Source organism: Armatimonadota bacterium (genome assembly GCA_031081585.1).
GTDB classification, from domain to species: domain Bacteria; phylum Sysuimicrobiota; class Sysuimicrobiia; order Sysuimicrobiales; family Humicultoraceae; genus Geohabitans; species Geohabitans tengchongensis.
Genome location: JAVHLY010000010.1, coordinates 36,636 through 59,509 on the forward strand (window position 1 = coordinate 36,636; position 22,874 = coordinate 59,509).

A 22,874-nucleotide genomic window follows, 5' to 3' on the forward strand; every position below is an offset into this window, starting at 1 on the left:
CCGCCACGCCCGCCGGACGATCCCGGGGGACCTCCGCCTCAGCCCCCTCGGGCGCCGGTGGGTGCCACGTCGCCGACTTCCCCGAAGATCTGGCGGTAGAGGTCCTCGCCGTAGCTGGTCGGCAGCGGTTCCCCCGGGACCAGCCTGAAGGTCCGGTGGCCGTCGGGCTCGCGGTGGGCCCGCAGGAAGAGGACGCCGCCGGGGCACCTCTCAGTGAACCCGTGGGCCAGCTCGTAGGAGTGGGTCACATAGAACACCCTAACGCCCGCTTCCACCAGGGCACGGACGATCCCGCCGGCGATCTCCGCCCCCTCCCGTTCGTTGGTGGCGGCGAAGGACTCGTTGAAGAGCACGAGGGAGTGCGGGGTCAACCGGCCGACGATGGTCCGCATTCGGTCCAGCTCCTCCTCCCACTTCCCCCGCTGCATGGCGGGATCTTCCTCCCGACGGTAGTGGGTGAAGAGCCTCTCGCAGAGGCTGGCCCGGAAAGCCTCGGCACCGACGAACATCCCGCACTGCATCATGAGGTGCGCCAGACCGACGCTGCGCAGGAACGTGGACTTGCCGCCCTGGTTGGCTCCGGTGATCACGACCAGGGGCACGTCGTCCGCGTCCACGTCGTTGCCGACCACGCGGCGCTCCAGGCGCAGGCTCAGAGCCACGTCGTAGAGGCCATGGCAGGAGAACCGGTGTCGGCCGGGCGGGAGCGGCTCGGGAAAGCACACCGGCTCTCCCTTCGCGACGAGCCGCTCCCACAGGGTCAGGCACCCGAGGTAGAAGGCCAGGGCCTCCCGCAGGGTCGTGAAGAACCCCAGGATGTGGTCGGCCGCCTGGGCCAGGACGTTGGCGGCCAGGTTGAGACCCCGGTCCCGTAGGTCCGCGAGGGCGCGCAGTCCGCTCTCGTCCCGGTCGGGGACGACGACGGTGTACGCGGCAGCGCGGTCGAAGCCCGGGACCCACTGCCGCCACCCGCCCCGGTGGGTAGGGGGCCGGCGCAGCGTATAGTCCCGCCCCTTGTTGCCCGGCCCGAGCCGCGCGCTGACGAACACGCCATGGCGGAACTGGAGCTGTCGCAGGTGGCCGGCGACCCGCTGCAGGTAGTCCTCGCTCAGGTCGCGCTTGAAGGTGGCGAAGAGGTCCCGAAAACCCTCCGAAGCGAACTCGTCGGCATGGGCCTCGGCGATGGCGCGCAGCTGCCTGAGCTGGCGCAGGAACAGCTGCATCACCTCGAGGGCCCCGTGCAGGATACCGGCGGGGTAGCGGAAGAAGGCGCTCCGGTAGACCTTCCGTTCACCGGTGATCGCTTCCAGCGCCACCGCGTAGAGCTGCCTGACCACCGCCGGATGGGCCAGGCAGTCCTGGAGGACCCGCTGCCGGTAGGTGATCGCCTCGGGGTCGGTCAGGCTCGCCAGCATCACCGAGCGCGCCACCTCGGCGAGGAAGGCGTTGCCGCCGGCCATCGTCTCCCAAAGCGTCTCCAGCCCGAGGTCCTGCGCCAGGTCTGCCGCGTGCGGTGGCACCTCGCGGGTCCAGCCGACGTCCCCGTCCGGGTGCAGCAGGCGGACGTTCACCGGGCCAGGCGCTCCTTCAGGCGTTCGTAGCTCAAACCGTACTGCTCGGCGATGGCCGCCGCGTAGGCGCGCCCGTCCGCCGGGCGGCGCACGATCTTGAACGTCCGCCGGGTGGGGTTGGCGGGATCGACCGTGCTCACCATGCTCACCGTCTGGTCTCCGAGGGCGGCCAGCTCGTCGACGAAGGTCACCCAGACCCCCAGCAGGTCGAGCGCCAGGAACCGCTCGAGCACCCGCCGGCCCAGGAACCGGGCATCCCGCAGGCTGGTCGAGGTGAAGGCCTCGTTCACGATGACCAGGCTGCGGGGCGTGGCGCGCGACAGGATCTCGCGCAACCGGAGCAGGTCGTCCTGGAGCTTGCCCCGCAGGTTCTCGACCCGCTCTTCCCGCTCGAAGTGGGTGAAGAGGCGGTCGCACAGGAAGAGGCGGGCCGCCGTCCCGGGCACCGGGCACCCCAGGCTGGCCAGGTAGTGCAGCTGGCCGACGGTCCGGGCGAAGGTAGTCTTGCCGCCCTGGTTGGGGCCGGTGACGACCATGATGCGCTCGGGTCCCCGGAGGGCGAAGTCGTTGCACACCACCGGCCGTCCCTCGCGGACGAGCCGGTCAGCCAAGGCCAGGTCGTAGGTGTCGCGCGCCGCGATCGCCTTGGAGCGGTCGGACACGTCGGGATAGCAGAAGCGCAACCCTGCCGCCGAGAAGCGGCGGCAATGCTCCAGGTAAGCCAGGTAGAATTGGACCTCCCGGTCGAAGTCGGCGACCACGCGGTCCAGGAAGTCCCGGTAGCCCTCGCAGTAGCGGTGGAGGGCGCCGAAGACCTCGGGGTGGAGCAGGGCCACGCGCTCCAGAACTGCGGCCTCGACGTGGTTCATCTCCGGCCAGTCGCGGATGTCGACCCGGTTGTCCTTCGTTGGGCCCCGCCGGAACCGCTGAAAGGTAGCCTCCACATCCGCCGCATAGTCCCCCTCTCCCGCGTACCGGGCGACGCGGATGCGGTTGCCGTGGATGTGCAGGGAGTAGGTGACGCCTGCCAGGTCCTGGCGGAGCCGGGCGGTCTCGGCGGCGAGCGCGGTAAACCCGGGCGACCCGGCGTACCCGGCGAGATACGCCCGCAGGTCCTGGAAACCGCGCGACCGCAGGTCGAGGCCGCCGAGCGCCCGGCAGAGATCTCCGACCGCATCGAGGTACGTGGCGACCGCCTCCAGGAACCAGCGCTCCTGCTGCAGGGGATAGCGGAGCTTGGCGGCCCGCGCCAGCTGCCCCCGCACCGCGCGCATCCGGTCGGCAAAGGTGCGCACCACCGCCTCCAGGGCCGTGCTTTCCAGGTCCCGGAAGACCTCGTGCCGGTACGCGATGCTCTCCAGGTCGGGCAGCGGGGTGTGGAAGAAACCCTGGAGCCGGTACTCGCTCCGGCCAGCGGTGACGGCCTCGACCACCTGATCGAGGTGCAGGTCGCGGAAGCAGTCCGGGGCCTCCGCGTCCTCCGCGGCGGCCCGCTGCTCCGGCCGGAGGAAGAGGATGCTGTGGACGCCCATGACCGCTCCGCCCCCGCCTGCGCCCTCTACTCGTCCCCTTCCGCCGCGGCCGGGACCAGGACCCCCGCTGCCGACTCCCCCGCGGCAGCGCCGCCGGCCGACGGCGAGAACCAGCGCTGGGCGACCAGCGTGGGGACGACCGCGGTGGCGATCACCGTCGTCACCAGGAGGGAGAACTGGGTCCGGTCGAGGATGCCGGCCTGCAGGCCGTACAGTGAGGAGATCGTCCCGAAGGTCAGGCCGGTGCTCATCAACAGGGTGAGGTAGACGGCGCCGACGGGAGCGGAGCGCCGCGCCGCCGGCAGCACGCCGGCGAACTTCAGCGCCACCTTGACCGCGAAGAGGAGTCCCAGGGTCCTCAGGCTGGCGGCAACGGCGGTGAGCTGCACGTTCAGTCCGGCCTTGATAAAGAAGAAGGGCGTGAGCATGGCGAAGGCCACCACCCGGAAGCGGCGCTGCGTGTCCGGGTGCGTGGCGAAGATGCGGGAGAAGGCCAGACCCAGGACGAAGGCCGGCAGGACGGCATGGCTGTCGGACCGCTGCCCCAGGTACATGAGCGCCAGCAGGGCGGCAAAGGCGCCCTTGATCTCCGCCTCGATGATGCGGCCGCCGTAGCGCCTGAAGATCCAGGGCTGCAGGCGCGGCATGATCAGCACGATGGCCACCGCCACACCCACGAACCCTGCCATCCAGACCGTCGGCGTGACGAAGAGGACACTGAGGGCGGCGGCGGTGCCGAAGTCGGTGACGAAGGTGCTGGCCATGAGGAGCTTGCCCAGCGCCGTGTGGGTGAGACCGGTCTCGACCAGCACGGCGTAGACCACCGCCAGAGAGGTGGTGGAGAGGGCTACGCCGGCAATCCGGCTGGCCTCGGGCGTCCAGTGCAGCCCCCACTGCGCCACGGCCCAGGCGCCGGCGAATGGCAGGAGGAAGGAGAGGCCGCCGATGAGGAGGCTCGGCCCGAGCTGCTCGCGCAGGACGTCCGTGTCGACTTCGGCTCCGGCGAGGAAGGTGAGGACGATCCCGCCAAAGCCGGCCAGGTAGTCGACCCACGGGGTAGTGTGCAGGCCGAGGAGGTTGCCGCCCAGGACCCCCAGCAGGATCTCGACCAGCGCGACGGAGATGCCGAGCTCCACCGAGGCGATGGTGGCCAGGAAGATCAGCAGCCCCAGGACCGTGGCAGTCCAGGCGTCCGTCATGCCCCTCTCCCGAAAACGGCAACTGGCGCGACCCCTGCGCCGGGCAGGGTCCGCGCCAGCGAAAAAGCCCCTACCCGCGAGGGTAGAGGCTATCAGCCGTGAAGGCGGTTATCGGCGAGCCTCATCGCCGCGTGCCGATTTACCATGAAGTGTAGAAGGGCAGGCGGGGGCTGTCAATGCACGGCCGGCTTTGCGGGGGCGCCGGCCACACCGACTTCGACATTGACCGCCGGCCGGAGTGGAGGGCACCGCGGAGAGACGTCGAAGACTACCCCGCGCCCGCACATGCACCATGGCTGAGACGCCGGCGACGCAGTCCACCGAACCGCTGGCCGCGACGCAGGAGGCCCGCCGGCTGGAGCTTTCCTACGAGCTGGCCATCCTGGCCGCACTGGTCCTGCTCATGGCGCTCATCACCCTGCGGGCGCCCCGTTTCCTGCAGACCGACAACCTCTTCCAGATCGCCCGCAACTTCTCGTTCATCGCCGCCGTCGGGGTGGGCGAGGCCCTGGTGATCCTCACCGGGCGCGGGGGGATCGACCTCTCTGTGGGCTCGGTGGTCAGCCTGGGCGGGGTGGTGGCCACCAAGCTCCTCAGCCTGGGCCAGCCCCTGCTGCTGGCCATGGTCGCCGGCACCGCCGCCGGCGTGGGGGTGGGGCTGGCGAACGGCCTGCTGGTGACGAAGGCCAGGATGACGCCGCTCATCCCCACGCTGGGCATGCTCTCCGTGGCCGGCGGGCTCGCCCTGGTGATCACGCGGGGCTTCCCCATCACCGAACTGGGACCGCAGGCCGACCTCTTCGTGGCGCTGGGCGCCGGCTTCGTCGGCCCCGTGCCCGCGCCCGTGATCTACATGGCGGTGGTGGTGCTGGTGGGCTGGATCGTCACCACCCGCACGCCCTTCGGCTACGACCTCTATGCCGTGGGCGGCAACGAGGACGCGGCCCGCGTCGCCGGTATCGACGTCGACCGGGTGAAGCTCACCGCCTACGTCGCCAGCGGCGGCCTGGCCGCCCTCACCGGGATCCTGCTGGCGGCCCGCCTCTCCGTGGGCGACGCCACCCTGGGCCAGGGGATGGAGCTGGGGGTCATCGCCGCCGTGGTCATCGGCGGAGTGAGCCTGCTGGGGGGACGGGGGTCGATCCTGGGGCTGGTCATCGGCGCGGCGTTGATCGGGGTGCTGCAGAACGGCATGGTGCTGATGGGGGTCCCGGCCTTCTGGCAGCAGGTGGTCATCGGTGCCACCATCATCGTGGCGGTGCTGCTCGACCGGGTGCGCCTGCGCCTGGTGGCGGCGGCGGCGCAGGCGGCCGCGGCTCCCGCCGGCGCGGCGCCCGGAGCGGTCGAGGGCCGCTGAGCCCAGACGCCGGAGGGGAGGTGAGACGACAGCACGACACGGTGTGGCAGGCATGAGTCGCAAAAGGGGGTGGACGTATGCGAACCATCTGGCTGCGCGTCCTGCTCGTCGGGGTCCTCCTGGGGAGCCTGGCGGGACTCCATCCGGTCGAGGGGGCGGCTCGGCCCGTCTTCGCCGTCGTCCCCAAGGCGATCAACAACCCGTTCTTCAACCAGGTGCGCGACGGCTGCATGGAGGCAGCCAAGCGCCTGAACGTCACCTGCGAGTTCACGGGGCCGGAGCAGACGGAGATCGCCCCGCAGATCCGCGTGCTGGAGGCGCTGGTGGCCCGGAAGGTCTCCGGGCTGGCCATCTCGCCGGTGGACGGCAAGAGCGTCGTACCCGTGATCAAGAAGGCGATGGCCGGCGGGATCCCGGTCATCACCTTCGACTCGGACGCGGCGCCGGAGTCCGGCCGGCTGGCCTTCGTGGGGACGGACAACGAGGCCGCCGGCAAGGAGCTCGGCCGGCTCTTCCTGCGCTTCGCCCCCAACGGCGCCACCTACGGCATCATCACCGGGGGCCTGGGAGCGGTGAACCTGAACCAGCGCATCAAGGGGTTCAAGAGCGTCGTCACCGACACCAGCAAGTACCGGGAGGTCAGCGGCTCGCCCTTCCCCAGCAACGACGACATCAACCGGGCCGTGCAGCTGGTGGAGCAGATGATCACGGCCAACCCCAACCTCACCGCCATCGTCATGGTGGGCGGGTGGCCGCTCTTCGCCCCTGAGGCGTACAAGAACGCCGTGAAGAAGAAGGAAGCGGACATCAAGGCGGGACGCTTCACCGTCGTCTCCTTCGACACCCTGGAGCCGGAGCTGCGGCTGGTGAAGGAGGGGTTCGTCTCCGGGCTCGTGGGGCAGCGTCCCTACCAGATGGGCGTGCGGTCCATCGAGCTGCTCAACGACATCGTGGTCAAGAAGATGAAGCCGGCCCAGACCTTCTACAACACCGGCGTGGACATCGTCACCCGGGAGAACGTCGACCGGTTCCTCCAGAAGTGAGGGATGGCGGCGGGGCCCGCCCGTGCCGCGTGCACGCCCGGTGCGGGACGGGCCCCCGCCGGTCGAGGCCGACGACCCGATCGTGACCGCTGCGTTCGCCCCTGCGCCCGCGACGGCGGCGACCGCCCCCGCGCCGCTGGTGGAGATGCGCCGCATCAGCAAGCGCTTCGGCGCGGTGCAGGCGCTGCGCGACGTGGACCTGACGCTCTTCCCCGGGGAGGTCCTGGGGCTGGTGGGCGACAACGCCGCCGGCAAGTCCACCCTGATGAAGATCCTCACCGGCGTCTACCAGGCGGACAGCGGCGAGATCCTCTTCGACGGGCGGCCGGTGCGCTTCGACGGTCCCGCCGCGGCGCGGGCGCGGGGCATCGAGATGGTCTACCAGGACTTCGCGCTCTGCGACAACATGGACGTCGCCCAGAACATCTGGCTGGGCCGCTGGCCGCGGCGCGGACCCTTCGTGGACCGCGCCACCATGGACCGGCGGGCCGAGGCGGTGCTGCGCCGCCTGCGGGTGGAGGTCTCCTCGGTGCGCGCCGAGGTGGCCACCCTCTCCGGCGGACGACGCCAGAGCGTGGCCATCGCCCGCGCCCTCTCCTTCGAGCCGCGGGTGCTCATCCTCGACGAGCCCACGGCCAACCTCTCCCCGGCGGCCACGCGCGAGGTGCTGGAGGTGGTGCGCGGCCTGCGCGACCAGGGGGTGGGGATCATCTTCATCAGCCACCGCCTGCAGGAGATCTTCCAGATCGGCGACCGCATCACGGTGCTCAAGCAGGGTCGCCACGTCGGCACCCGCCCGGTGGCGGCAACCACCGAGGATGAGGTCCTGGAGATGATCGTCGCGGGAGTCCGCGCGTGACCCCCGCCGGGCCCTGCCTGCTGGGCCTCGACGTCGGGACGACCGGGGCCAAGGCGGTGCTGGTGGACGCCTCGGGAGCGGTGCGGGCCACGGCGACGCGGGAGTACCCGCTCCTCGTCCCCCGCCCGGGGTGGACGGAGCAGGACCCCGACGCCTGGTGGGAGGCCTCGGCCGAGGCGATCCGCGAGGCGCTCGCCCGGTCCGCGGTGCCGCCGGCGCAGGTCGCGGCGGTGGGGCTCACCGGCCAGATGCACGGCCTCGTGGCCCTCGACGCCAGCGGCCGCGTCCTGCGCCCGGCGATCCTCTGGAACGACCAGCGCACCCACGAGGAGTGCGCCTGGATCACCGAGCGTGTCGGTGCCGAGCGCGTCATCGCCCTCACCGGCAACCCCGCGCTCACGGGCTTCACCGCCCCCAAGCTCCTCTGGCTGCGCCGCCACGAGCCCGACGTCTACGGCCGCATCGCCCACGTCCTGCTGCCGAAGGACTACCTGCGCTTCCGGCTGTCGGGCGTGCTGGCCACCGACGTGGCCGACGCGTCCGGCACCACCTGGCTGGACGTGCAGCGGCGCACCTGGTCGGAAGAGATGCTCGCCGCCCTGGACGTCCCGCGGGCGTGGCTGCCGACCGTACACGAGTCACCCGAGGTGACCGGTCGCCTCACCCGGGCGGCCGCCGAGGCCACCGGGCTCGCCGAGGGGACGCCGGTGGTGGCCGGAGCGGGCGATCAGGCCGCCCAGGCCGTCGGCACCGGCATCGTACGCGAGGGCCTGGTCGCCGTGACCATCGGGACGTCCGGCGTCGTCTTCGCCCACCTCGACGCGCCGCGCATCGATCCGCAGGGGCGCGTGCACGCCTTCTGCCACGCCGTCCCCGGCCGCTGGCACGTCATGGGGGTGATGCTCTCGGCGGGCGGCTCGCTGCGCTGGCTGCGCGACGCGCTGGGCGTGTGGTCGACCCGGGACGCCCCGGACCCCTACGAGCAGATGACGGCGGAGGCGGCCGCGGTGCCGCCCGGTGCCGAGGGGCTCCTCTTCCTCCCCTACCTGACCGGCGAGCGCACGCCGCACGCCGACCCCTTCGCCCGCGGGGCATTCGTGGGCCTGACGCTGCGCCACACCCGCGCCCACCTGGTGCGGGCGGTGCTGGAGGGGGTGGCCTTCGGGCTGCGCGACGCCCTGGAGATCATCCGCGGGATGGGCGTGGCCGTCGCCGAAGTGCGCGCCTCCGGCGGCGGGGCACGCAGCCCGCTGTGGCGGCAGATCCTGGCGGACGTCCTGGGCGTCGAGGTGGTCACCGTGACCACCACGGAAGGCGCGGCCTACGGGGCGGCGTTGCTGGCCGGTGTGGGGGCGGGCCTCTTCTCCTCGGTGGAGGCCGCGTGCGAGACGGCCGTCGCCCCCACCGGCCGGACGGTCCCGGACGGCGGCCGGGTCGGACGGTACGACGCGCTCTACCGCACCTACGGGGCGCTCTACCCGGCGCTGCGGGCGAGCGCGCGGGCGCTGCACGCGGTCTCCTGACCTCAGAGGGAGGAGAGGGCGCGCGCCAGCAATTCCCCGACCAGGTAGCCCACGACGGCCACGCCCAGCCCCACTGCAAACATGTCCAGCCCGCTGCGCAGCGCTCCCCGGCCGGTGAAGACGCTGCGCGCCGCACCCACGGCGAAGTGCGCGAGCATGCTCACCGCGAAGGAGGTCCACACCGCCGCGCGGCCGCCCGCGACGACGAACGGGAGCACCGGGATGAGCGCGCCCACCGCGGTGGCCACGCCTGTGATCCACCCCTCCCGCAGCGGCGAGGCACGCTGCTCGGCGATGCCCAGCTCCAGCACCGTCTTCTCCTCAAGGGCCTGCTCAGGCCGGCCCATCACCCGCCGGGCGGCTTCGGCGGCCGTCTCGCGCGGCAGCCCGCGGGCCTGGTAGAGAAGTGAAAGCTCCTCCTCCTCGACGTCGGGCATCAGGCGCAGCTCCTCCCGCTCGAGGGCGATCTCGTACTCGTAGACCTCACGTTCGCTCTGCGCCGCCAGGTAGCTGCTGCTCCCCATGGAGAGGGCGTCGGCGATGAGCCCCGCCACCCCCGAGACGAGGACCAGGGCATGGGGGACGTCCGCGCCCAGCACCCCCATGACCAGCCCGAAGTTCGCGGTCAGCCCGTCATTGAACCCGTAGACGACGTTGCGCAGCACCCCGCCCGAGGCGGTGCGGTGCCAGGGCTCGCCCCGGGCGCCGAGCAGGGCGCCCAGGCGCTCGGCGTGGGCGGCTGACTCGCGGGCCAGTTCCCGCGCCGCCGCCACCGCCTGCGGGTGCCCGTACCGGCGCGCCCCGGTGAGGTAGGCCTTGGTCTCCCGGGCCTCCTCGCCCAGCAGCAGCGCCAGCAGCGCCTCGCGGCCGGCCAGCCGGGCCAGGAGGAGGAGCAAGCGGGCCCGCAGGCTGGGGCGGTAAGGGCCGACCGCCTCGCCGGCGTCGCGGAGCACGTCCGCCCAGCGGCCGACGTGCCGCGCCTCCACACCGGCCAGTTCCCGGTAGAGCCGCGCGCGCTCGGCGTCGGGCTCCATGGCGGCCAGGCGCTCGTAGAGGTAGGCTGCATCCCCTTCGTCCTGCCAGTGGCGGCGCCAGAGGGGCACCTGGCGGTCGGCGACGGAACGGCCGGTCACGCCGGCATCGTAGCACCGGCGCCCTGCCGGAGGCGCGGGCGCCGGCCGACGGCCAGCAGGCCCGGCCCCGCCCCCTCCCGAACGCTCTCCACACCGAGAACTCACCGTGAGAGGGGGGACACGTTCATGCCCACCTACGTGCAGCTCGTCACCTGGACGGAGCGCGGGGCGGCCGCGGCCCGGGAGACGATCCAGCGGGCCCAGCGGGTGCGGACGGAGGGCCAGCGGATGGGGATCCGTTTCCGCGAACTGGTCTGGACGATGGGGCGGTTCGACGCGGTGGCGGTTTTCGAGGCGCCCGACGACGAGACGGCGAGCCGCTTCGCCCTGTGGGTCGGCTCCCAGGGCGCGGCGCGCACCGAAACCGTCCGCGCCTACACCGAGCCGGAGATGACGAAGATCGTGGAGGGGCTCTGAGGGCCGGCCGGAGCGGCGATGGCGCGGGACTGCTATACTGAAACCGTTGACTCCAGCGCATCGCGGAGGGGTGTCCGGAACCCGGTAACGGAGCGGTCTCGAAAACCGCCGGGCCCCGCGGCCCTTGTGGGTTCAAATCCCACCCCCTCCGCCAGGGTCCCGGGTGGCGCGCGAGGCTGATGCCGGTCGAGACGGGAAGGGCGCCCTTCAGGTGAGGATGAGTACCGTTCGCAACTGGGTCCGGACCCAGTTGCGGTCGGTACGCCCGCCCGGACACCCCTGGGTCCCGCTGCCCCGGCCGCTCGTCCCCGTGGTGGTGGTCCGTCGGCTGAACCGTTTCGCGGTGGCGGTCCGGCCCGAGGGCGGGAAGACCGTCCTGCGACTCCACCTGCCCAACTCAGGGCGCATGACCGAACTGCTTCGCCCCGGGACCCGCGGTCTGGCGCTCCTGCAGCGCGGCCGCCCGCGCCGGCGCACGGCCGGCACTCTGCTCCTGGTGCGCTACCGGCGGCGCTGGGTCGGCGTGGACGCGCGCCTGCCCAACCGTCTCTTCGAGGCCGCCATGCGCGCAGGTACCCTGCCTGCGTTCCGGCACTACGTCCGCTGGAGGCCGGAAGCTCCGCTCGGCCGCGGGCGGGTGGACTTCCTCCTCATGGGGCGCGACGGCGTCTGTCTGGTGGAGACCAAGTCCTGCAACCGCGTGGACGGCGCCGTGGCCCTCTTCCCCGATGCCCCCACGGCCCGGGGGGCCCGCCACCTGGAGGACCTGGCCCGGGTGGCGCAACGCGGCGGGAGGGCCGCCGTGGTCTGGATCGTCCAGCGGAGCGACGCGCGAGCCCTGCGTCCCTTCGCCGCGGCGGACCCCGACTTCGCCCGGGCCGCGCAACGGGCCGCTGCCCGGGGCGTCCGGTTCTACGCGTACGCCTGCCGGGTCACGCCCCGGCGAGTGACCCTGCTGCGGCGGATCCCCGTGCGGTTGGGAGCGGCGCGCTGGACCGACGGGGCGGCCTCGGCCGGTGGCTGAAGCCTCGGCAGCCCGACTGGCCCTGATCACCTTCGGGGGAGCGCTGGCCACGGCGCTGGCCACCGGGCTCGGCGGCGTCCCCTTCCTGTTCGTCACCCGTCTGCCGCAGGCGCTGCTGGGCCTGGCCTGGGGGTTCAGCGGCGGGATGATGCTCTCCGCCTCCGTCTTCAACCTGGTCTTCGCCGGCGTCCAGATGGCCGGCTACAACGTGGTGGCCCTGGGCATCGCCCTCGGGGCCTTCGCCTTCTGGCTGGCCGACCGCCGGATGGGGCACCACGGCCTGAACTTCTTCCACCTGCGGGGCGCTCCGGCCCGCCGCGTGGTCCTCCTCATCGGGAGCATGACCGTGCACAGCATCTCCGAAGGGATCGCCGTCGGGGTCGGGTTCGGATCGGGTGTGCTGACGCTGGCCGTCCTGCTGACCATCGCCATCGCCATCCACAACATCCCCGAGGGCCTGGCGGTGTCGCTGCCGTTGCGGGCCGAGGGGTTCTCGGGATGGGCCTGCGTCGGGTGGTCGATCTTCACCAGCCTCCCCCAGCCGCTGCTGGCGGTTCCCGCCGCCCTGGCCGTGGCCATCTTCCGGCCGCTCGTCCCTCTGGGGTTCGGCCTCGCCGCCGGCGCCATGGGGTTCCTGGTCGCCAACGAGATGATCCCCGAGGCCGCCGAGCACAGCGGCCGGGGGAATGCGGCGGCGGCGGTCATCGGCGGCTTCCTGGTGATGATGCTGCTGCAGAACGTCCTGCAGTAGTCGCGGTGCCCGCGTCGTTGACGCGGATCCGGCGGAGTGGCAATGTACTTTACCGGGTAGTGTATAAAGCCATGGAAGGAGGGGTCATGGCGGCGCCCCTGCGGCTTGGCGAAGAGGTCACTGCGCCTGTGGCGGCGCGCCTGCGCCGCATCGAAGGCCAGATCCGCGGCTTGCAGCGGATGCTCCAGGAAGGGCGGGACTGCACGGAGATCGCCCAGCAGGTGGCAGCCACCCGGGCCGCTCTGGACCGGGTGGCCATCGACCTGATCGCGGCCGGACTGGAGCAGTGCCTCCGCATGGAGGTGGAGGGCAAGCCCCAGGCTCAGAGCGCCCTGCGCAAGCTGCAGCGCACCTTCCTCATGCTTCGGTAGCACCGTCACGTGGGGCGGTGTCCGGCCCTCCGCGGGGCGCCCGCTCGGCCGCCCGGGCTCCCGTCCGCGGGCATTCGGGTCAGCGCACGATGAGGACCGGGCAGGGAGCCTCCGCCGCCACCCGCTGGCTCACGGACCCTAGGAGGGCGGCCCGCAGCGGGCCGAGTCCCCGCGAGCCCATGACGATGAGGTCGCACCCGCGGGCATGGGCGACTCGGAGGATGGCGTCGACCGGGGGCCCCTCCAGGACCTCCACCTCGTGGGCCACCCCGGCCTCCTCCAGGATTCCCGCCGCCTCGCGGGCCACCGCCTCGGCCGCCGCCGTGCGCTTCGCCATGAGGTCCTCGAGGTAGGGAGACCCCAGGTCGTGCGGCACAGGCTCGAAGGCCGTCAGCACGACGACGCGGGCATCGTACCGTCGGGCCACATCGGCGGCCAACCGGGTCGCCCGCCGGGCGTGGACCGATCCGTCGGTGGCGAGCAGGACCGTGGAGATCATGCCATCTCGACGCCATCCACCCGGACGGCCACGTCCACCGGAATCCCCTGGCGGACGCTCGCCGTCACGATGCAGAACTCTTCGAATAGATGGCGGCAGCGCTCCACCGCTGCCCGCTGCGCGGGGGATACCCCGCTGATGTCCAGCCCCGCCAGGATGCGGCCAATCCGCCACCGCCCCCGCGCGTTCCGGCGGATGTCGACATCGACCGTAACGGCCAGCCGGGCTCCCTCGACCCGGGCCCGCTCCAGGCAGTGCTGGAGGCTACTGGCCAGGCAGTGACCTACGGCCGTCGCCACAGGGCGAGCCGGGTTGGGGCCGGCCCCGGTACCGAGGGGTGGGGCTTCGTCCACGGTGAGCCGCCAGGCCGGGTGGTCCATGGCCACGCTGAACCGGTACCGGTCTTCCTGAGCCAGGCGCACCTGCGCCTGCAGGCGGTCCTCAGTCTCCACGCGCACCTGAGCCATCGCCGTCCTCCCAGCGGGTGTCCGGGGGACGGCGGGCACCGCCGGCCGCCCCCCCGCCCTGCGGATTACGACTTCCGCGGTGACGCCGAGCAGGTCTGGAGGCCCAGGAGGGCGTACAGCGGGCACCGCCCCGCGACCCCGGTGACCAGCCCGACGAGCGCCAGCGCGTAGAAGAGGGCGCTCCAGGGCCCGGCTACCCGCAGCCCGACCCCCAGCGCCACCAGTCCGAGGAGCACACGGATGATGCGATCTGTCCTCCCGACGCACCCACGCATGGGCCTCGCCTCCTACCGCTCCACTGTGACGGCCACCCGCCTGGGGGCCGCCGTCGTGCTCTTGGGCAGCACTACCTGCAGGACGCCGTTGGCCAGCGTGGCCTTCACCTGCTCGACGTCCACGTCCACGGGCAGCTCGATGGTCCGGACGAACCGCCCGGCGGGCCGCTCGCACCACAGGTAGGCGTCCTCCTTGACCTCCTCGACCGGGCGGGCCGCCCGGACGGTGAGCAGCCGGCCCTGCTCCACCGTCACCTCCACATCCCCGGGCGCCACGCCGGGCAGGTCTACCTTGGCCACGAGCTGGTCCCCTGCGTCGTAGAGGTCCACGGCGGGCAGGAGCCCGGTCTCGTCGCCGCGCCCCGGTGTCCGGTCGAACCACCGGTCCATCCCCCAGAGCCGGTCCAGCTCCCGGCGCAGCTGGTCGATCTCCCGCCAGGGATCCCACCATCGACCTGCCTTTCGGCTCTTCACCAGCGCCATGACCCCTCACCTCCCCACGGAGTCCCTTTCGCTTTCGGCGCCATTATACCATACCCCCTAGGGTATAATTCAATGAGCCCCACCTCACCGTAGCCGCAAGCCGACAGCGCTGTTCATCGGACCCGGACCTGATTTCGCCGGACTGCCTGCCCGAGCGCCCTGATCCGGCGGGAGACCGACGGGAGCCGGCCGGGTGGCCGATGGGGCGGGTGCGCCGCCCCCTCTCACTGGCCGGCAAGCTCCTGGGCCTGCGGAATACTCTGTCGGCCCGATAGCCAGGCCCGGTCACCTGTGCCACGGTATCCGGTGAGAGGGTCCGACGGTGAACAGGCAGGCTCCGGTGGTGCCGACGCCGCCGCGGAAGGGAACCCCGGCGGATTTCGCGGGGGTTTGCGGCCTCTACTGGGAAGGAAGCGCCTGGTACGAGACCCTGGAGGTGACCTGCGGCACGCAGGGCCAGGTCGACCTGGGGAAGGTGTGCCCGGTGTACGCCTGCGCCCGCGAGCGGCAGGTGGCCCACTGCGGCACCTGCCCCGACTTCCCCTGCCTCCTCCTGGTCCAGCTAGCCGCGCAGACCGGGGGAGGCGACCTGCGCATCGAGTCGGCCGCCCGCCGGGCCCACCTCGGCGAGACCGCCTGGGCGAACTGGGCCCGGGAGCAGAAGATGTGGCTCACCCACTTCTGCCCGCTGCGGACGCTCCCCCTCCACCACCCACAGGACCGCACGCCTCCCACAGTCGGCTGACATCCCCTGGGCAGGGCGTCACTCCAGCACGATGCTGGCGAAGGAGACCAGCCCTCCGGCCGGGTCGGGAGCCTGGCCGTACCTGAGCAGCCGTCCGCGCGTCGGCGCCAGGACCCGCAGGAGCACGTAGACCGGCAGAGCCGCGTCGATCCGCTGCCGGTTGCCGTCCTCCATCACCGCCTGCCAGAACCCCTCCGCGTCCCCGGCCAGGACCCGCTCCAGCACCTCCCGGTCCCGTACCGACGTTCGCGCGGCCAGCGCCGCGTCCACCGGCTCGCCGTCCCCGAAGCGGGGTCCCACGTGGCTGAAGTCCACGCTGGCCAGCAGCGCCACCTTCCGGCCGCCGCCCCGGTAGGCGCGCAGGGCCTCCACCAGCCCGTCCGTCTCGTCGGGAGGACGTGCCGCCGCGCCGGGGAGCGCACAGAGGAGCGGGACGATCCCTACGGCCTCGCCGTACAGGTGCCGCAGGAAGAGCGCCTGAAACTCGATGGAGTGCTCGGCCCGGTGGGCCTCCTCATAGTGGAGGAGGCCGTCGAGGCGATCGCTGAGGAAGGCCACGGCGGCCTCGTCCACCCGCACGGGGCCCAGCGGCGTGGCGTAGGGCTTGGCCGTCAGGACGAAGGGCACCGGTGCGCCGCCATGGGCCACTCCCAGGACGACGACCGTCTCCGGGGGATCCTGGGCCAGCGCCCGGTGCGCCCAGGCATAGCACCACCCGCCGCGGGGCAGGTCGATGTGCGGCGCGACGACCCCGCGCGGTCGCACCCCGGCCAGTTCCGCGGGGACCACCGCGCCCAGGTGGCAGTCCAGCTCCTCCACCAGCGCACGCGGGTCCGCGGGGTAGGACTTGCCGGCGTGGAAGGGCGGCCGCTCGGGAGCGGCGTTGTACGCCTCGATCACGGCCCGGCGTCGCTCCGCGAAGCGCTCCGTGAGCAGGAGCCCGTGCCGGTCCAGCTCGTCGATGACCCGCTGCAGGTCCCAGGAGAAGAGCAGCTCCCCGCCCGTGCGGCGGGCGTATTCCGCCTGCACGTCCACCGCGTCGGAGGCCCCGTCGAGCAACGAGGCGATGAGAAAGGTGCGCGGGGGCAGCAGGACGGGATCGGGGACGATCCCCTCCAGGTCGCGCAGGCAGACGAGGTCACGCCCGTCGACGCGCACGGGGTAGGCGTCGAGCGGCCGGAGCTTCGGCAGGGGCATAGGCCGTCACCCCTTCCATGATGCCATGCGGGGAAAGCGGCTCACGGGCTAGGATGGGGGCGGAGCATGCGCGCAGGGCTGGCGATGTTCTGGCTGCTCATGGCGGCGCTCGAGCTTTCCCGCCGCTGGACCCCCACCGCCGTCGGTTGGCTGGGCGCGGCGGGCCCTTGGCTGGTGGTGGGCGCGACGCTGGCGCCGGCGGTCCGGGCGGTGCGCGAATGGCGCGACCGGCGCCCGGTGGAGGCCGTGAAGGCGGTGCTGTGGACCATCCCCGGCCTCGTCACCCTCCTGGCCGGTCCGGGCTGGCTGCGCTTCTGATCGGGCCGTCGCGGCGGTGGCGGGGGGGGTGCACACCTGCCGGGCCTGCCCGGCGCGGTCCCCGTCTGGTCGGGCCTGCGCCTGCTCTGCCCGCTACTTCAACCTCGCCGTCAGCCGGTCCCAGTTGGCGTCCACCCAGGCCTGGAAGCGCTCGACCGCTTCGGGGTCGTCCAGGAGGTGCCGGAAGCGGCCCTGGCGCTCCAGCCAGGCCCGGACCGGCAGCGGCGGTCGGGGCGTGAAGGTGAGGCGGTAGCGGCCGTCCGCCACTTCGTAGAGCGGCCAGTAGCGCGTCTCGACGGCCAGCCGGGCGATCTCCACGAGGTCCTCGGGCGGGTAGTCCCAGCCCGGCTGGCACGGCGTCAGCACGTTCAGGAACGTGGGGCCCGGCGTGGCCAGGGCCTTCTGCAGCTTCTTCGCCAGGTCGCCCCAGTGGCTGATGCTGGCCTGCGCGGCGTAGCGGACGCCGTGGGCCACCACGATCTCCGTCAGGTCCTTGCGGGGCTCCAGCTTCCCCCGACCGTGCGCGCCCACCGGGGTGGTGGTGGTGCGGGCACCCGGCGGTGTTGCGCTGGACCGCTGGATGCCCGTGTTCATGTACCCCTCGTTGTTGTAGCAGATGTAGAGGAAGTCGTGGCCGCGCTCGATGGCCCCGCTCAGGCTCTGCAACCCGATGTCGTAGGTGCCGCCGTCGCCGCCGATGGCCACGACCTTCGGGACCCGGCGGATCCGCCCGCGCGCGAACAGCGCCCTGGCCGCCGCCTCCACGCCCGAGGCGGTGGCCGCGGCGTTCTCGAACGCGTTGTGCAGCCAGGGGACAGGCCAGGCCGAGTACGGGTAGATGGTCGAGACGACCTCGAGACACCCCGTGGCGTTCACCACGACGGGCGGATCCGGTGCCACGGCCAGCAACAACCGGACGAGCACGGGGATGCCGCACCCGGCACAGGCGCGGTGGCCCGGGGCGAGGCCCTGCGACCGTTTGGAGAGCTCCCGCAGGTTGAGCGACATCAGCCGTCCTCCACGCCCAGGTAGACGGGGCCCGGAACCGGCTCCTCCTGGAAGAGCGCCCGGAGGCGCTCCAGGTCCCGGGCGCGCAGCTCCCGGCCGCCCAGACCGTAGATCACGTCGGTGACCGCGGGGGGAAAGGCCTGACCGTACAGGGCCGCCCGCACCTCGATGCCCAGGGGTCCGCCCAGGGTACTGAGCGAGTCCGCCCGGTCCATCACGACGACGCGCGCGACGTGGGAGAGCGCCTGCCGCACGGCCTCGGCGGGGAACGGCCGGAAGGTCAGCAGCCGCACGACCCCGATCCTGCCGGAGGCACTGGAGCGGCCCGCCAGGGCCTCGCGCACCACGTCGGCGGTACTCCCCAACAGGAGCAGGGCGCCGTCGGCCTCCTCCAGCCCGCTGGCCTCCAGGTGGACCGGCAGGTCACGGCCGAAGTGGGCATTGAAGGCGGCCGTCTCGCCCGCGATGACCTCCAGGGCCCGGCCCATGGCGTTGGCCAGGGCGCGGCGGAAGTCCATGTAGGCGTCCGGCAGGGCCAGGGGGCCCACCGTGAGGGGCCCGGCGCCCTCCCCGTCCAGCAGGCGGTAGCCGCTGGTGCGCGCCTCCCCCACGAAGGCCCGGACCGCGTCATCGGCGTAGACCAGGACCGGTTCGAGGCTGTGACTGAGGGTGAACCCGTCGAGACAAACCATCACCGGCACCCGGGCGCGCTCCGCCACCCGCACGGCCAGGATGGAGAGGTCGTAGGCCTCCTGGACGGTGCCGGCGTAGAGCTGGACCCACCCGGCGTCCCGGGAGCCCATCACGTCGGAGTGGTCGCCGTGGATGTTGAGCGGGGCTGAGAGGGCCCGGGTGGCCACGGCCATCACGATGGGCAGCCGCAGGCCGCTGGCGATGTAGAGGACCTCGTGCATCAGCGCCAGCCCCTGGGAGGAGGTGGCGGTCATGACGCGAGCACCGGCGGCGCTGGCGCCCACGCAGGCGGAGATGGCCGAGTGCTCCGACTCGGTCGGCACGAATTCGGTCGTGGCCTCGCCGTCGGCGAGGTAGCGGGCGAAGCGCTCCACCACCTGGGTCGACGGCGTGATGGGGTAGGCCGCCACCACGTCGGGGTTGATCTGGCGCCAGGCCAGCGCCACGGCGTCGTTGCCGGTGAGGCCTTGCCGCCTAGCCACCACCGTGCTCATCGCTCCTCCTCGACCATGGTGATGGCCGCCGCCGAGGGGGGGCACACCGCCGCGCAGACCCCGCACCCCTTGCAGTAGTCGAGGTCGATGCCCACGACCCGCCCGCCCGCGACCAGGACCGAGGTGTCGGGGCAGTAGAGCCAGCACAGGAGGCAGTGCACGCAGCGGTCCAGGTCCAAGCGGGGACGGCGCTCGCGCCAGTCCCCCGTGAGGAAGCGCCGGCTGGTCTCCCCGGGCAGGACGGGGCCGGCGTCCAGGTCCCGCCAGGGCAACGCGGCCGGCTCAGCTGGCATCGGCGAGAGCGCTCCGGACATGCCTCACCTCGTCCATGGCGGCCTGCGCGGCGCGCAGATTCGCCTCGACGGTCTCCGCCGGGAACTCAGCAGCCAACCGGTCGCGCAGCCAGCGCAGGAACGCGGTCGGGTCGAACCAGGTGAAGAGCGCGACGACGGCGGCCAGCATCGGGACGTTGGGGATGTCGCGCCCCAGGGCGGCGCGGGCGAGGCGGGAGGCGTCGAGGGCCACCACCCGGTCGGCGCGGACCCCGGGGAGGGCCGGCGGCTCGGGGGCGTTGATGATCACCCACGTGGCCGGCGTGACGCCCTCCCACACGGTGGGAGACCGGACGAGGCGTGGGTCAAGGATCACGATCGCGTCGGGTCGCTCCACCGGTCCGCGCTGGCCGATCGGCCACGGGCTCAACCGGGTGAACGCCTGGACGGGCGCGCCGCGGCGCTCGGGGCCGAACTCCGGTGCCGCCTGGCCAAACCCTCCGGCATCGATGACGGCCTCGGCCAGGAGCGTGGCCGCCGTCTTCGCCCCGTAGCCTCCCCGGCCGTGCCAGCGGATGGTCAGAGGCCGGGTGACCGGCGCCATGGGCACCCCCGCCTCGTCCACACTCACCAGCCCCGGGCCACGCACCGCGGCGGACGTCCCCGCACCCGCCCGGACCTCCTCGTCCGCCCCCGGGGCCCGCGGCCGCAGCACGAAGGTGCACCGGGGATCTCCACGGCTGATCCACTCCTCCTGCTCCACCTCGGCGCCGGTGAGGGCCTCCAGGACCGCCCGGGCCAGCCCGCAGGCATCGAGGGGCTCCAGCGCTCTCCCGTCCAGCGGGCAGACGCTGAGCCAGAGCCGATGGCCGTCGGGCGCGGACTCGACCGAGGCCGCCTCCCCCCCGAAGAACAGGTCGCGGACGGCGGCCAGCCGGGCGGACAGGTCCGGCAGCGAGCGGATGTGGGAGTACCGGGTCGCGATCTCCCGCGCCAGGTCCTCACTTCCAGGCACCGCCTGCGCCGCTCCGCCCGGCCCGACGCGCGCCAGCACCCCCAGGCAGGCCGCATACGGAGACCCGGCGGTCCCTGGCGGCCCGGGCGGCGGTGCCACGAGACCCATCAGCGCTAGGAGCGGCGGCTGCGGGCGTCCGCGCGGTGCCGGCCGCGGGATCTCGCCCGCTCCCGGCTCACCGTCACAGGGCTGGGAACGGCGAGCTTCGGCCGTTCGTGGAGGTCGAGGAAGAGCTGCACGATGTCGCTGGCGCTGACGATGCCGACGACGCGTCCGCCGGCGACGATGGGGATGCGGCGCACCATGTGCTCGAGCATCATCCCCGCCAGCTCCTCCACGGGGGTGTCCTCCGCCGCCGTGACCGGGTCGGGGGTCATCACGTCGGCCACGGTCTCCCCCGCCCGACCCACCAGGTCCACCAGGCTCACCATGCCGAGCAGCTGGCCGTCCCGGCCCACGACGGGAGCACCGTGGATCCGGTAGCGGACCAGCAGCTCCCCAGCCTCGCTCACGGACATGTCGGGTTCCAGGGTCACCACGTCGGTGGTCATGATCGCGCGGGCGTCCATGGCTTCCCCCTCTCTCGGGGCCGGCAACCCCACCCGGCCTCCCAGCCTCCACTGTGCCGTGGCGGGGGCCGCCCCACCATCGGGCCGGGGGTGGATTCCCACGGGCCCGGAATCGGCCTCGCGCCCGAGGGCAATCGGGCCGACACCGGATGGTCTCGGGAGCGGGGCCTGTCCACGCTGGAGGGGAGACGGGCCGAAGTGCCGAGAGGGGAACAACCATGCAGGTGCTGCGGGCAAAGGACGTGATGACCACACCGGTCATCACCGTGCGACCGGAGGCTTCGCTGGCCGAGGTGGCGCGAACCCTGGTGGGGAGCCGGATCAGCGGCGCTCCGGTGGTGGGTGCGGACGGAACCCTCCTGGGGATGGTCACCGAGGCGGACCTGCTGCCCAAGGAGGCGGGACCGGTGCACCTCCCCGGAGTGTGGGGCCTGCTGGAGGGCCTCACCCGCGAGGTGCAGGAGCAGATGCGGCGGTACCGCGGGCGTACCGCCGCCGAGGTCATGACGCGGCCCGTGATCACCGCGGAGGAAGACACCCCCGTCCGCCAGCTCGCCGCCCTCATGATCCGACATCGCATCAACCGCATCCCCATCGTGCGGGAGGGGAAGGTGGTGGGAATCGTCAGCCGCAACGACATCCTGCGCGCCCTGGCCCGGACCGACGAGGAGCTGGCCGCCCTGGTGCGCGAGACCATCGTGCGGGACCTCTGGATCGACGTTGACGCTCTGGACATCGCGGTGCGGGACGGGGTGGTCACCATCGCCGGCCGGGTGGACCGGCGGGGAGACGTCTCGCTCATCGAGTCCTACGTCCGGCGCATCGACGGCGTGGTGGACGTCGACGTCCGGGGCCTTGCCTACGCCCTGGACGAGCGGGCCCTGGCGCCGTAAGGGAGGACACCATGCAGCGCAAGACGATGGCCATCCTGTTCTTCATCGCCGCTGCCATCGCCGCCCTGGTGCTGGCCGGTCCGGCCCGGGGGCCGCGGCTGACATGGCCACCTGCGGCGACTCGCGCGTCGGCGCCGGCCGCCGAGGACATCACCCACGCCCATCATCGGGGCGTGCACCTCATGGATTTGCTGATGGGCGGCCCGCTGGCGGCTCAGGCCGCGGCCAAAATCGCCGCCCAGGTCCCCTCCGCCCCGCCAGGACCGAAGGCAAGGGTGTACAGGGAAGGCGGGAAGGCGGTGCGTGAGTACACGCTGGAGATCGTCGAGAAGACCATCGACTTCGGCGGCGGCAATACCTGGACCGTGTGGACCTACAGCGGCACGGTGCCCGGCCCGACGCTGCGGGCGAAGGTCGGTGAGATCCTGAGGGTCCGGGTAATCAACCGGCACAACCGGACCCACAGTTTCCACACCCACCTGAGTCACTACCCGTTGGAGAACGACGGGTCGCAGGCCAACGTCATCAGCGGCAGAGGCCGGGGGGCCATGATCCCGCCGGGCAAGGAGTATGTCTACCAGTTCCGGCCCGAACGGGCCGAGGCCGTCTACTATCACTGCCATGCAGCGGACAGGGAGTTTCCCATCAACCAGCACATCCTGCAGGGCCTCTACGGTATGATCATCGTCGAGGACTCCAGGGCGCCCGCCGGGCGCGAAGAAGTGTTGTTCATGGCGGAGTCCACGCGCCTGCGCCAGGGGACCAAGGTCCCCCCGTATGTCATGAACGGCCTGGGAATTCCGGGTGGGGAACGCGCCCTGGAGGAGCTCTTCAAGGAGCAAGGCCTCCAGGGTGTCGTGAACCAGCTGGGCAAGACCGTGCCCTTCTACACGATGAAGGTCGGCGAGTCCATGAAGCTGCACGTGGTGAACATCGGGAACCTGGACCACAGCCTGCACATCCACGAGATCCCCCTGGTCTCCCTGGGCGTGCTGAACGGCCGGCCGTGGCCGGGGCAGGTGCTGCCCCTGGTGGGTGGCGCCATGGACACGCTGCTGGTCCGGTTCCGCTATCCGGGTCTGTGGCTCTTCCACTGTCACGTGGTCAACCACGCGGACGCGGGCATGGTGGGCCTCTTCGTGGTGCAACCGTAGCCCGGTATGCCG

At 72.4% G+C, this 22,874-nt stretch carries 26 protein-coding genes, 1 tRNA gene and 1 riboswitch; of the genes, 13 read left to right on the top strand and 14 right to left on the bottom strand.

The features are described from left to right. Window positions 1–38: 38 nt before the first annotated feature. Genes RB146_05535 through RB146_05545 form a run of 3 tightly spaced genes read right to left on the bottom strand, consistent with a single transcriptional unit; the run spans window position 39 to window position 4,302 of the window. Window positions 39–1,571 (bottom strand): DNA mismatch repair protein MutS, encoded by a 1,533-nt coding sequence (locus tag RB146_05535; GenBank protein MDQ7828442.1) that lies wholly within the window; start codon window positions 1,569–1,571, stop codon window positions 39–41. Continuing rightward, window positions 1,568–3,103 carry a DNA mismatch repair protein MutS gene (locus RB146_05540; GenBank protein ID MDQ7828443.1) on the bottom strand — a complete coding sequence of 512 codons (1,536 nt, stop codon included), beginning with the start codon at window positions 3,101–3,103 and terminating at the stop codon, window positions 1,568–1,570. The genes RB146_05535 and RB146_05540 overlap by 4 nt, the downstream gene beginning before the upstream one ends. A 26-nt stretch (window positions 3,104–3,129) precedes the next feature. Beyond that, on the bottom strand, window positions 3,130–4,302 hold the full coding sequence (locus tag RB146_05545) for a cation:proton antiporter (protein ID MDQ7828444.1): 1,173 nt from the start codon (window positions 4,300–4,302) through the stop codon (window positions 3,130–3,132). 76 nt (window positions 4,303–4,378) lie between these two features. Further along, a riboswitch (Fluoride riboswitch) is annotated at window positions 4,379–4,440 on the bottom strand. Window positions 4,441–4,594: 154 nt separating this feature from the next. Between RB146_05545 and RB146_05550 the strand changes: the two genes are divergently transcribed. From RB146_05550 to xylB, 4 genes are all read left to right on the top strand, one after another. Beyond that, complete coding sequence (locus tag RB146_05550; GenBank protein ID MDQ7828445.1) at window positions 4,595–5,659, top strand: ABC transporter permease; 1,065 nt, start codon at window positions 4,595–4,597, stop codon at window positions 5,657–5,659. A gap of 77 nt (window positions 5,660–5,736) precedes the next feature. Beyond that, window positions 5,737–6,702 carry a sugar-binding protein gene (locus tag RB146_05555; protein ID MDQ7828446.1) on the top strand — a complete coding sequence of 322 codons (966 nt, stop codon included), beginning with the start codon at window positions 5,737–5,739 and terminating at the stop codon, window positions 6,700–6,702. Between the two features lie 145 nt (window positions 6,703–6,847). Next, complete coding sequence (locus RB146_05560) at window positions 6,848–7,561, top strand: ATP-binding cassette domain-containing protein (protein ID MDQ7828447.1); 714 nt, start codon at window positions 6,848–6,850, stop codon at window positions 7,559–7,561. Then, window positions 7,558–9,084 carry a xylulokinase gene (gene xylB / locus RB146_05565; protein MDQ7828448.1) on the top strand — a complete coding sequence of 509 codons (1,527 nt, stop codon included), beginning with the start codon at window positions 7,558–7,560 and terminating at the stop codon, window positions 9,082–9,084. Before RB146_05560 ends, xylB begins: the two co-directional genes overlap by 4 nt. Window positions 9,085–9,086: 2 nt before the next feature. Here the strand turns inward: xylB and RB146_05570 are convergent, their stop codons facing one another. Next, window positions 9,087–10,217: a VIT1/CCC1 transporter family protein gene (locus tag RB146_05570; protein ID MDQ7828449.1), complete on the bottom strand. Its 1,131-nt coding sequence runs from the start codon at window positions 10,215–10,217 to the stop codon at window positions 9,087–9,089. Between the two features lie 126 nt (window positions 10,218–10,343). Here RB146_05570 and RB146_05575 point away from each other — a divergent pair, with 126 nt between their 5' ends. The 5 genes from RB146_05575 (at window position 10,344) to RB146_05595 (ending at window position 12,780) form a co-directional block, all read left to right on the top strand. Then, window positions 10,344–10,634 carry a GYD domain-containing protein gene (locus RB146_05575; protein MDQ7828450.1) on the top strand — a complete coding sequence of 97 codons (291 nt, stop codon included), beginning with the start codon at window positions 10,344–10,346 and terminating at the stop codon, window positions 10,632–10,634. Between the two features lie 64 nt (window positions 10,635–10,698). Then, window positions 10,699–10,788: transfer RNA gene (locus RB146_05580), tRNA-Ser, on the top strand. A gap of 63 nt (window positions 10,789–10,851) precedes the next feature. Then, the gene (sfsA, locus tag RB146_05585; protein ID MDQ7828451.1) at window positions 10,852–11,658 is read left to right on the top strand and encodes a DNA/RNA nuclease SfsA; all 807 of its coding nucleotides are present in this window, start codon (window positions 10,852–10,854) and stop codon (window positions 11,656–11,658) included. Then, the gene (locus tag RB146_05590) at window positions 11,651–12,409 is read left to right on the top strand and encodes a ZIP family metal transporter (protein ID MDQ7828452.1); all 759 of its coding nucleotides are present in this window, start codon (window positions 11,651–11,653) and stop codon (window positions 12,407–12,409) included. Before sfsA ends, RB146_05590 begins: the two co-directional genes overlap by 8 nt. A gap of 86 nt (window positions 12,410–12,495) precedes the next feature. Beyond that, entirely contained in the window at window positions 12,496–12,780 is a 285-nt protein-coding gene (locus RB146_05595) for a metal-sensitive transcriptional regulator (protein ID MDQ7828453.1), read from the top strand. A 79-nt stretch (window positions 12,781–12,859) separates the two neighbouring features. Here the strand turns inward: RB146_05595 and RB146_05600 are convergent, their stop codons facing one another. The 4 genes from RB146_05600 to RB146_05615 all read right to left on the bottom strand — a co-directional run bounded on the left by RB146_05600 (window position 12,860) and on the right by RB146_05615 (window position 14,504). After that, entirely contained in the window at window positions 12,860–13,279 is a 420-nt protein-coding gene (locus RB146_05600; GenBank protein MDQ7828454.1) for a universal stress protein, read from the bottom strand. Further along, window positions 13,276–13,746, bottom strand: a complete 471-nt coding sequence (locus tag RB146_05605; protein MDQ7828455.1) for an OsmC family protein — start codon at window positions 13,744–13,746, stop codon at window positions 13,276–13,278. The genes RB146_05600 and RB146_05605 overlap by 4 nt, the downstream gene beginning before the upstream one ends. A gap of 65 nt (window positions 13,747–13,811) precedes the next feature. After that, on the bottom strand, window positions 13,812–14,021 hold the full coding sequence (locus tag RB146_05610) for a DUF2892 domain-containing protein (GenBank protein ID MDQ7828456.1): 210 nt from the start codon (window positions 14,019–14,021) through the stop codon (window positions 13,812–13,814). A 12-nt stretch (window positions 14,022–14,033) separates the two neighbouring features. Continuing rightward, the gene (locus RB146_05615) at window positions 14,034–14,504 is read right to left on the bottom strand and encodes an Hsp20/alpha crystallin family protein (GenBank protein ID MDQ7828457.1); all 471 of its coding nucleotides are present in this window, start codon (window positions 14,502–14,504) and stop codon (window positions 14,034–14,036) included. Window positions 14,505–14,847: 343 nt separating this feature from the next. On the opposite strand from RB146_05615, the gene RB146_05620 reads away from it, so the two are divergent. Beyond that, window positions 14,848–15,249 (top strand): DUF3795 domain-containing protein, encoded by a 402-nt coding sequence (locus tag RB146_05620; GenBank protein ID MDQ7828458.1) that lies wholly within the window; start codon window positions 14,848–14,850, stop codon window positions 15,247–15,249. A gap of 18 nt (window positions 15,250–15,267) precedes the next feature. On the opposite strand, the gene amrB is transcribed toward RB146_05620, so the two are convergent. Further along, window positions 15,268–16,446 carry an AmmeMemoRadiSam system protein B gene (gene amrB / locus RB146_05625; GenBank protein ID MDQ7828459.1) on the bottom strand — a complete coding sequence of 393 codons (1,179 nt, stop codon included), beginning with the start codon at window positions 16,444–16,446 and terminating at the stop codon, window positions 15,268–15,270. A 66-nt stretch (window positions 16,447–16,512) separates the two neighbouring features. Between amrB and RB146_05630 the strand changes: the two genes are divergently transcribed. Beyond that, window positions 16,513–16,764 carry a hypothetical protein gene (locus tag RB146_05630; protein ID MDQ7828460.1) on the top strand — a complete coding sequence of 84 codons (252 nt, stop codon included), beginning with the start codon at window positions 16,513–16,515 and terminating at the stop codon, window positions 16,762–16,764. Between the two features lie 93 nt (window positions 16,765–16,857). Here RB146_05630 and RB146_05635 read toward each other — a convergent pair whose 3' ends face one another. The 5 genes from RB146_05635 to RB146_05655 all read right to left on the bottom strand — a co-directional run bounded on the left by RB146_05635 (window position 16,858) and on the right by RB146_05655 (window position 20,815). Then, the gene (locus RB146_05635; GenBank protein MDQ7828461.1) at window positions 16,858–17,772 is read right to left on the bottom strand and encodes a thiamine pyrophosphate-dependent enzyme; all 915 of its coding nucleotides are present in this window, start codon (window positions 17,770–17,772) and stop codon (window positions 16,858–16,860) included. Then, the gene (porA, locus tag RB146_05640) at window positions 17,772–18,959 is read right to left on the bottom strand and encodes a pyruvate ferredoxin oxidoreductase (GenBank protein ID MDQ7828462.1); all 1,188 of its coding nucleotides are present in this window, start codon (window positions 18,957–18,959) and stop codon (window positions 17,772–17,774) included. The genes RB146_05635 and porA overlap by 1 nt, the downstream gene beginning before the upstream one ends. Continuing rightward, window positions 18,956–19,252, bottom strand: a complete 297-nt coding sequence (locus RB146_05645) for a 4Fe-4S dicluster-binding protein (protein MDQ7828463.1) — start codon at window positions 19,250–19,252, stop codon at window positions 18,956–18,958. Before RB146_05645 ends, porA begins: the two co-directional genes overlap by 4 nt. Beyond that, window positions 19,242–20,285 (bottom strand): 2-oxoacid:acceptor oxidoreductase family protein, encoded by a 1,044-nt coding sequence (locus tag RB146_05650; protein ID MDQ7828464.1) that lies wholly within the window; start codon window positions 20,283–20,285, stop codon window positions 19,242–19,244. The genes RB146_05645 and RB146_05650 overlap by 11 nt, the downstream gene beginning before the upstream one ends. 74 nt (window positions 20,286–20,359) lie before the next feature. After that, window positions 20,360–20,815: a CBS domain-containing protein gene (locus tag RB146_05655; protein ID MDQ7828465.1), complete on the bottom strand. Its 456-nt coding sequence runs from the start codon at window positions 20,813–20,815 to the stop codon at window positions 20,360–20,362. A gap of 245 nt (window positions 20,816–21,060) precedes the next feature. Between RB146_05655 and RB146_05660 the strand changes: the two genes are divergently transcribed. Then, window positions 21,061–21,708, top strand: a complete 648-nt coding sequence (locus RB146_05660; protein ID MDQ7828466.1) for a CBS domain-containing protein — start codon at window positions 21,061–21,063, stop codon at window positions 21,706–21,708. Between the two features lie 11 nt (window positions 21,709–21,719). Then, entirely contained in the window at window positions 21,720–22,862 is a 1,143-nt protein-coding gene (locus RB146_05665) for a multicopper oxidase domain-containing protein (GenBank protein MDQ7828467.1), read from the top strand. The last annotated feature ends 12 nt before the right edge of the window (window positions 22,863–22,874 follow it).

What these genes read in the sequence shown, in the direction of transcription:
- RB146_05540 (MDQ7828443.1), bottom strand. Translation starts at nt 3,103, where the DNA reads ATGGGCGTCCACAGCATCCTCTTCCTCCGGCCGGAGCAGCGGGCCGCC.
- RB146_05545 (MDQ7828444.1), bottom strand. Translation starts at nt 4,302, where the DNA reads ATGACGGACGCCTGGACTGCCACGGTCCTGGGGCTGCTGATCTTCCTG.
- RB146_05550 (MDQ7828445.1), top strand. Translation starts at nt 4,595, where the DNA reads ATGGCTGAGACGCCGGCGACGCAGTCCACCGAACCGCTGGCCGCGACG.
- RB146_05555 (MDQ7828446.1), top strand. Translation starts at nt 5,737, where the DNA reads ATGCGAACCATCTGGCTGCGCGTCCTGCTCGTCGGGGTCCTCCTGGGG.
- RB146_05560 (MDQ7828447.1), top strand. Translation starts at nt 6,848, where the DNA reads ATGCGCCGCATCAGCAAGCGCTTCGGCGCGGTGCAGGCGCTGCGCGAC.
- RB146_05575 (MDQ7828450.1), top strand. Translation starts at nt 10,344, where the DNA reads ATGCCCACCTACGTGCAGCTCGTCACCTGGACGGAGCGCGGGGCGGCC.
- sfsA (MDQ7828451.1), top strand. Translation starts at nt 10,852, where the DNA reads ATGAGTACCGTTCGCAACTGGGTCCGGACCCAGTTGCGGTCGGTACGC.
- RB146_05595 (MDQ7828453.1), top strand. Translation starts at nt 12,496, where the DNA reads ATGGCGGCGCCCCTGCGGCTTGGCGAAGAGGTCACTGCGCCTGTGGCG.
- RB146_05600 (MDQ7828454.1), bottom strand. Translation starts at nt 13,279, where the DNA reads ATGATCTCCACGGTCCTGCTCGCCACCGACGGATCGGTCCACGCCCGG.
- RB146_05605 (MDQ7828455.1), bottom strand. Translation starts at nt 13,746, where the DNA reads ATGGCTCAGGTGCGCGTGGAGACTGAGGACCGCCTGCAGGCGCAGGTG.
- RB146_05610 (MDQ7828456.1), bottom strand. Translation starts at nt 14,021, where the DNA reads ATGCGTGGGTGCGTCGGGAGGACAGATCGCATCATCCGTGTGCTCCTC.
- RB146_05615 (MDQ7828457.1), bottom strand. Translation starts at nt 14,504, where the DNA reads ATGGCGCTGGTGAAGAGCCGAAAGGCAGGTCGATGGTGGGATCCCTGG.
- amrB (MDQ7828459.1), bottom strand. Translation starts at nt 16,446, where the DNA reads ATGCCCCTGCCGAAGCTCCGGCCGCTCGACGCCTACCCCGTGCGCGTC.
- RB146_05630 (MDQ7828460.1), top strand. Translation starts at nt 16,513, where the DNA reads ATGCGCGCAGGGCTGGCGATGTTCTGGCTGCTCATGGCGGCGCTCGAG.
- RB146_05635 (MDQ7828461.1), bottom strand. Translation starts at nt 17,772, where the DNA reads ATGTCGCTCAACCTGCGGGAGCTCTCCAAACGGTCGCAGGGCCTCGCC.
- porA (MDQ7828462.1), bottom strand. Translation starts at nt 18,959, where the DNA reads ATGAGCACGGTGGTGGCTAGGCGGCAAGGCCTCACCGGCAACGACGCC.
- RB146_05645 (MDQ7828463.1), bottom strand. Translation starts at nt 19,252, where the DNA reads ATGCCAGCTGAGCCGGCCGCGTTGCCCTGGCGGGACCTGGACGCCGGC.
- RB146_05655 (MDQ7828465.1), bottom strand. Translation starts at nt 20,815, where the DNA reads ATGGACGCCCGCGCGATCATGACCACCGACGTGGTGACCCTGGAACCC.
- RB146_05660 (MDQ7828466.1), top strand. Translation starts at nt 21,061, where the DNA reads ATGACCACACCGGTCATCACCGTGCGACCGGAGGCTTCGCTGGCCGAG.
- RB146_05665 (MDQ7828467.1), top strand. Translation starts at nt 21,720, where the DNA reads ATGCAGCGCAAGACGATGGCCATCCTGTTCTTCATCGCCGCTGCCATC.